At 62.7% G+C, this 5,771-nt stretch carries 6 protein-coding genes and 1 pseudogene; 6 read left to right on the top strand and 1 reads right to left on the bottom strand.

The window, feature by feature from the left end; genetic code table 11:
• The 6 genes and pseudogenes from AC1DS3_RS35700 to AC1DS3_RS35725 form a co-directional block, all read left to right on the top strand.
• The coding region (locus tag AC1DS3_RS35700; RefSeq protein ID WP_477129050.1) for a glucose-6-phosphate dehydrogenase at positions 1 to 1,050 on the top strand (1,050 nt) is incomplete at its 5' end.
• Complete coding sequence (locus AC1DS3_RS35705) at positions 1,047 to 1,709, top strand: HAD family hydrolase (protein WP_441639793.1); 663 nt, start codon at positions 1,047 to 1,049, stop codon at positions 1,707 to 1,709. The genes AC1DS3_RS35700 and AC1DS3_RS35705, both read left to right, overlap by 4 nt.
• Positions 1,706 to 2,815, top strand: a complete 1,110-nt coding sequence (tal, locus tag AC1DS3_RS35710) for a transaldolase (protein ID WP_441639794.1) — start codon at positions 1,706 to 1,708, stop codon at positions 2,813 to 2,815. Before AC1DS3_RS35705 ends, tal begins: the two co-directional genes overlap by 4 nt.
• A complete protein-coding gene (locus AC1DS3_RS35715; RefSeq protein ID WP_441639795.1) occupies positions 2,808 to 3,203 on the top strand; it encodes a hypothetical protein in 396 nt (131 codons plus the stop codon). The genes tal and AC1DS3_RS35715 overlap by 8 nt, the downstream gene beginning before the upstream one ends.
• A 34-nt stretch (positions 3,204 to 3,237) precedes the next feature.
• The gene (locus AC1DS3_RS35720; RefSeq protein ID WP_477129051.1) at positions 3,238 to 4,206 is read left to right on the top strand and encodes a 2-deoxy-5-keto-D-gluconate 6-phosphate aldolase domain-containing protein; all 969 of its coding nucleotides are present in this window, start codon (positions 3,238 to 3,240) and stop codon (positions 4,204 to 4,206) included.
• Positions 4,203 to 5,505, top strand: a pseudogene (locus AC1DS3_RS35725) (alpha-D-glucose phosphate-specific phosphoglucomutase). Before AC1DS3_RS35720 ends, AC1DS3_RS35725 begins: the two are co-directional and overlap by 4 nt.
• Before the next feature lie 29 nt (positions 5,506 to 5,534).
• Here AC1DS3_RS35725 and AC1DS3_RS35730 read toward each other — a convergent pair.
• Positions 5,535 to 5,771 (bottom strand): transketolase-like TK C-terminal-containing protein (locus tag AC1DS3_RS35730; protein WP_477129052.1); only part of this gene is annotated, 237 nt, incomplete at its 5' end.

Here is a 5,771-nt window from a genome sequence, read left to right on the forward strand (position 1 = left end):
AGCATGTTCGAGCCGGTCACCCAAGGTCTGGCCAGATCTGCCTGCGCCCGGAATGGCCGGGTGATCGTCGAGAAACCTTTCGGCCGCAGCCTTGCTTCGGCGCAGGCGCTCAATCGGACATTGCACGCCTGTTTTCCCGAGGACGCGATTTTCCGTATCGACCACTATCTCGGCAAGGAAGCAGTTGAGAACCTGCTTTATTTTCGCTTCTCCAACACATTCTTGGAGCCGGTCTGGCACCACGGCTATGTGGCAAGCGTGCAGATCACCATGGCCGAACAGTTCGGCGTGCAGGGACGCGGCGCCTTCTATGAGGAAGTGGGGGCGATACGCGACGTGGTGCAGAATCACATGCTGCAGGTGATGGCGCTGCTCACGATGGAAATTCCCATGGATGGCGGTCCCGATGCGATACGCGACGAAAAACTGCGTGTCCTGAGTTCGATGCGCCCGCTTTCCCCGAACGAGGTAGTGCGCGGACAGTTCTGCGGATATCGCGACGTGACAGGCGTGCCGCGCGACTCGCAAGTCGAAACGTTCGCGGCGCTGCGCCTGCATATCGACAACCCGCGATGGGCCGGGGTGCCCTTCTATATCCGGGCCGGTAAGCGATTGCCGATCACCTGCACCGAAGTCACGATCGAGCTCAAGCCGCCGTCGCCCGCTGTGTTCGACGCCAATGGTCCCGGCCAGTCGAACTATTTCCGCTTCCGGCTCAGCCCGGATGTGGTGACGACCATCGGTACACGGACCAAGGTGCCGGGCGAGCCGATGGTCGGCGCTGCAACGGCGCTTGTCGCACGACACTATCCTCGCGACGAAATGACGCCGTATGAACGCCTGCTAGGAGACGCTCTGCGCGGAGATGCTGCGTTATTCACTCGCGGCGACACGGTCGAAGCGGCCTGGCGTGTGGTAGACCCGATCCTCGGCGACGCGGTGCCGGTTTTCGAGTACGAGCCGGATACGTGGGGGCCGCCAGCGGCCGGGCGGATCCTGGCTGGCGACGATCGATGGCACAACCCCACATCAGAGGAGAATTTGCCATGAAAACGCGAGAGAAGCTGGTCTTCCTGCTGGACTGCGATAACACGCTGCTTGATAACGATCGCCTCCAGGACGATCTCCAGGCACACCTCGACCATGCGTTTGGCGCCGCGAACCGGGAGCGCTATTGGCAGATCTTCGAGGCGTTGCGTGCCGAACTGGGATACGCCGATTACCTGGGCGCGTTGCAGCGCTACCGCCTCGACAACCTGAACGATCCGCGCCTGCTGCTGATGTCTGCGTTCCTGGTGGACTATCCGTTTGCAGACCGCTTGTACCCCCGAGCGCTCGAGGTCATCGAACACCTTGGCGCCTGGGGGCCCACGGTCGTCCTGTCCGATGGCGACGTGGTTTTCCAGCCGCGCAAGATCCAGCGTTCCGGCTTATGGAAAGCAGTCGAGGGGCGCGTGTTGATCTATATTCATAAGGAGACCATGGTCGACGACAAGCCGCGCATCCTGGCGGCAATGAAGGCGGTATGGAAAGACAGGCTCACAACCGTCTTTCCGCGGCAGGGGCACTACGCCCACGACCCGCATGCCGTGACCGCATATCCAGCCGCCGACCTAACGGTCGAGCACATCGGCGACCTGCTCAACTATGACTTGGCGGTCCTGCTGGATGCCGCCCGGGCGGGTCATACCGAACAGAGGTCTCCATGAACGCCACCGAACGTCTTCAAGCACTGGGTCAAAGCCTGTGGCTCGACAACGTCTCGCGCGGGCTGCTGGAAAGCGGTACGCTGCAGCGCTATGTGCGCGAGTTCTCCGTCACCGGGCTCACTTCGAACCCCACGATCTTCGATCATGCCATTCGGAACACGAATTTCTACGATGAGGCAATTCAAGCAAAGACTGCTGAAGGGAAGTCAGGGGAGGCCCTCTTTCTCGAGCTGGCGTTGGAGGACCTGACCCATGCCGCCGATCTCTTCCTCCCCATCCATGAGGCGACGGCTGGCGTCGACGGCTGGGTCTCGCTGGAAGTCTCTCCCTTGCTGGTAAACGATGCGGCGGGCACGGTGCGCGAAGCCGCGCAACTCCATGCTCGCGCGCGGCGGGCCAATCTCTTCATCAAGATTCCGGGCACGCCTGCCGGCGTCATCGCCATCGAAGAATCGATCTTCGCCGGCGTGCCGATCAACGTCACGCTGCTGTTCTCCAGTGAGCAGTACCTTGCGGCGGCGGCGGCCTACCTGCGCGGCATCGAGCGGCGCATCGCCGCCGGTCTCGATCCGAAGGTCGGCTCGGTCGCCTCGATCTTCATCAGTCGATGGGACGTGGCGGTCAAGGACAAGATTCCCGGCGCGTTGGCCAATCGTCTTGGCATCGCCATTGCGCGGCGCGCATACCGGGCCTATCGCGAACTATTGAACTCGCCGCGCTGGCGCAAGCTGGCGAACGGCGGCGCGCTGCCGCAACGCCTACTGTGGGCCAGCACCGGCACCAAGGATCCTGCCGCACCGGACACGCTATATCTGGAGGCGCTCGCCGCACCCGACACCATCAGCACCATCCCCGAAGCCACCCTGCTCGCCTTCGCCGATCACGGCGCGGTGACCGGCACCATGGCGGCGGATGGCGGCGATGCGCAAGACGTGCTCGCCGCCTTTGCACAAGCCGGCGTAGATGCAGCGGCGCTGGCCAGCCGGTTGCAACGGGAGGGCGCAGAATCCTTCGCCAAATCCTGGGCCGATCTGATGGCTGTCCTGGCTAGCAAAAGCGCGGCGCTCGCGCACAGCGAATCGGGCGGCGTTGGCGATCATGTTTGACCCGGCATCCATCCCCCACCCGCGGCCGTCCGATCGGCCGGCGTGGCCGGCGCTCGCGGCGCATCACTGGCAGGTGCGTCATCTGCACCTGCGGCAGATCTTTGCCGACGATACGCAGCGAGGCGAGCGCCTTGTCGGCAAAGCCGCTGGCATCTATCTCGAGATGGAAAGCAACGACAAGCAAGTCACGCCCGATGGCGATCGCCGAGCGCCCGACCCCGAGGCGCTGGGGACACTGGTTGCTCGAGCGCCGCGTTTTGGCGCAAGGGTGAGCTGGCGCATCGTCTCCTTCGAGCATTGGGGGGACGAACTTGGCTGCGCATCATTCCGGAGCTCGAGGACGCCGGGGAGCCGACGCCCCGACACGACAGTTCCATCAACACATTGATCCGGCGTTGTCGCCGGCTTCAGGAGGGACCATCATGAATCTCGGCTACAAATCACCGCTCTACCTATTGCCGTTCGATCATCGCCAATCCTATGTGACCGGCATGTTCCAGTTCAAGCCGCCGCTGACTCCGGACCAACACAAGACGGTAGCGGGCAGCAAGCAACTCATCTACGATGGCTTCAGGGAAGCCGTCGACGATGGGGTGCCGGCGTCTTGCGCCGGCATTCTGGTTGATGAAGAATTCGGCGCCGGCATTCTTCGCGACGCGATACGCAGTGGCTACGTCACCGCGGTCTCGGTCGAGAAGAGCGGTTCGGACGAATTCGAGTTTGAATATGGCGAAGCGTTTGCGGAGCACATCGAAGCCTTCGTGCCGACCTTCGCGAAAGTGCTGGTGCGCTATAACCCGGATGGCGATGCCGCGCTCAATCTGCGGCAGACARCCCGCCTGAGACAGCTGACCGACTACTGCAGGAAGGCCGCTCAACGCTTCATATTCGAGTTGCTGGTGCCCGCCACGAAGGTACAATTGGAGCGGGTCCAGGCGGACAAGGATGCCTACGATCGCCGAACTCGCCCTGCCCTGATGCGCCAGGCCATCCGTACCCTGCAGGATGCGGGCATCGAGCCGGATATCTGGAAGATCGAAGGACTCGATGACCGCGAAGATTGCAAACAACTGGTCGAAACCGTGCGGCGTGACGGACGGGGTGAAGTCGGCTGCATCGTGCTGGGGCGCGGCGCCGACGAGCCGCGCGTGGTGGCATGGCTCGAAACCGCGGCGCGGGTGCCGGGGCTGATCGGCTTCGCGGTCGGGCGGACCACTTTCGGGGACGCGATCGCCGACTACGAATCAAAGAAGATGACGAGGCAGGCCGCCGTTTCCCGCATCGCCCGATGCTATGGCGAATGGGTGGCAATCTTCGAACGGGCGCGCACATCCCGCCCTGGCGCGGCGCCCGGACTCTCGGAAACCACGGCACCAAGGACAGTGCCATGAAGATAAGTCTCCTGGCCGGCAAACCAGCTCCAAGGGCAATCCTGGTGAATGTTCCAAGGCTCGTCACGGCCTACTACACGGATGTGCCCGATCCTTCGGTGGCTGAGCAATGCGTGATATTCGGCACGTCCGGCCATCAACGGCGGGCCGGCCGATACGGCCGTGACCAGCTGGATCGAAACCAGGGCCAACGCGCTTCTAAAAGACGGGCTCAAAGGTATCAGAAGGGTGCCCTTCGAGAAGGCACTGTGCCTGGCCACGACACATCGGTACGACTATCTCAACGCCTACATGCGCGAAATCGGGCAGATGATTGACATGGCCGCGATTCGTGAATCCGGCATCCGTCTCGGTGTGGACCCACTCGGCGGCGCCGGCGTTCACTACTGGAAATCCATTGGCGAGCGTTACCGCCTGCGCCTGACCGTGATCAGCGACGAAGTCGATCCTACATTCCGCTTCATGACGGTCGACTGGGATGGCCGCATCCGCATGGACCCGTCGTCGCCCTACGCCATGCAGCGCCTCATCGACCTGAAGAGCCGTTACGACATTGCTTTTGCGTGCGACACCGACCACGACCGGCACGGTATCGTCACCCAGAGTGTGGGATTGCTGCCCTCCGATCACTATCTCGCGGTTGCCATCGACTATCTCTTCCAGCACCGCGCAAAGTGGTCCGGGGAGGCCGGCGTGGGAAAGACCGTCGTCAGCAGCCAGATGATCGACCGTGTGTCTGCGCGGCTCGGCCGCAGGCTGTATGAGGTGCCGGTTGGCTTTAAATGGTTCGCCGATGGCCTAGGCAGCGGAACCCTGGGTTTTTGCGGAGAAGAGAGTGCGGGCGCATCCTTCCTGCGTCTTGACGGTTCGGTCTGGACGACGGACAAGGACGGTCTTGCGCCGGCTTTTTTAGCGGCCGAAATCACGGCGCGCATCGGCCTCGATCCGGGCGAGATTTATCGCAAGCTGACGCATGAACTGGGCGACCCGGTTACCACCCGGATCGAGGCGCCCGCCACGCTGGCGCAACGAAAAGTGCTGTTGGAGCTATCGCCACAACAGGTGAAATGCACGGACCTCGCGGGCGAGAAGATTCAAACCATCCTTACCAGGGCACCTGGCAACGATGCCCCGATCGGTGGCATCAAGGTCATCGCCGAAAGCGGCTGGTTCGCCGCGCGGCCGTCAGGCACGGAAGAAATCTACAAGATCTACGCTGAGAGCTTTCATGGCGAGGATCATCTGCGCCGGATCGCAAAGGAGGCGCAGGCAATTGTCGATGCCGCGCTTGGAGCCTGAGAAGGCTGCCAGTATTCACACAGCCTCTGCTACGGGTGGAGCAGCAAAGCCGCCCGCCTGCAAACGTTCTCGACGGTAAAACCGTATTCGCGCATCACGATCTCGCCCGCGGCCGATGCGCCGAAGCGGTCTACCGCCAGCACATCGCCGCGGTCGCCGACAAAGCGGTGCCAGCCTTGCGAGACGCCTGCTTCGACCGCCAACCGTGCAGCGACCTCAGGGGGAAATACCGCCTCACGGTACGCCTTCGGCTGGGCATTGAACAG

The sequence above is a fragment of the Cupriavidus sp. 01L46 genome (assembly GCF_056399905.1).

Excerpts from the sequence above, each read along its gene's own strand:
- AC1DS3_RS35715 (WP_441639795.1), top strand. The coding sequence starts at position 2,808 with ATGTTTGACCCGGCATCCATCCCCCACCCGCGGCCGTCCGATCGGCCG.
- AC1DS3_RS35705 (WP_441639793.1), top strand. The coding sequence starts at position 1,047 with ATGAAAACGCGAGAGAAGCTGGTCTTCCTGCTGGACTGCGATAACACG.
- tal (WP_441639794.1), top strand. The coding sequence starts at position 1,706 with ATGAACGCCACCGAACGTCTTCAAGCACTGGGTCAAAGCCTGTGGCTC.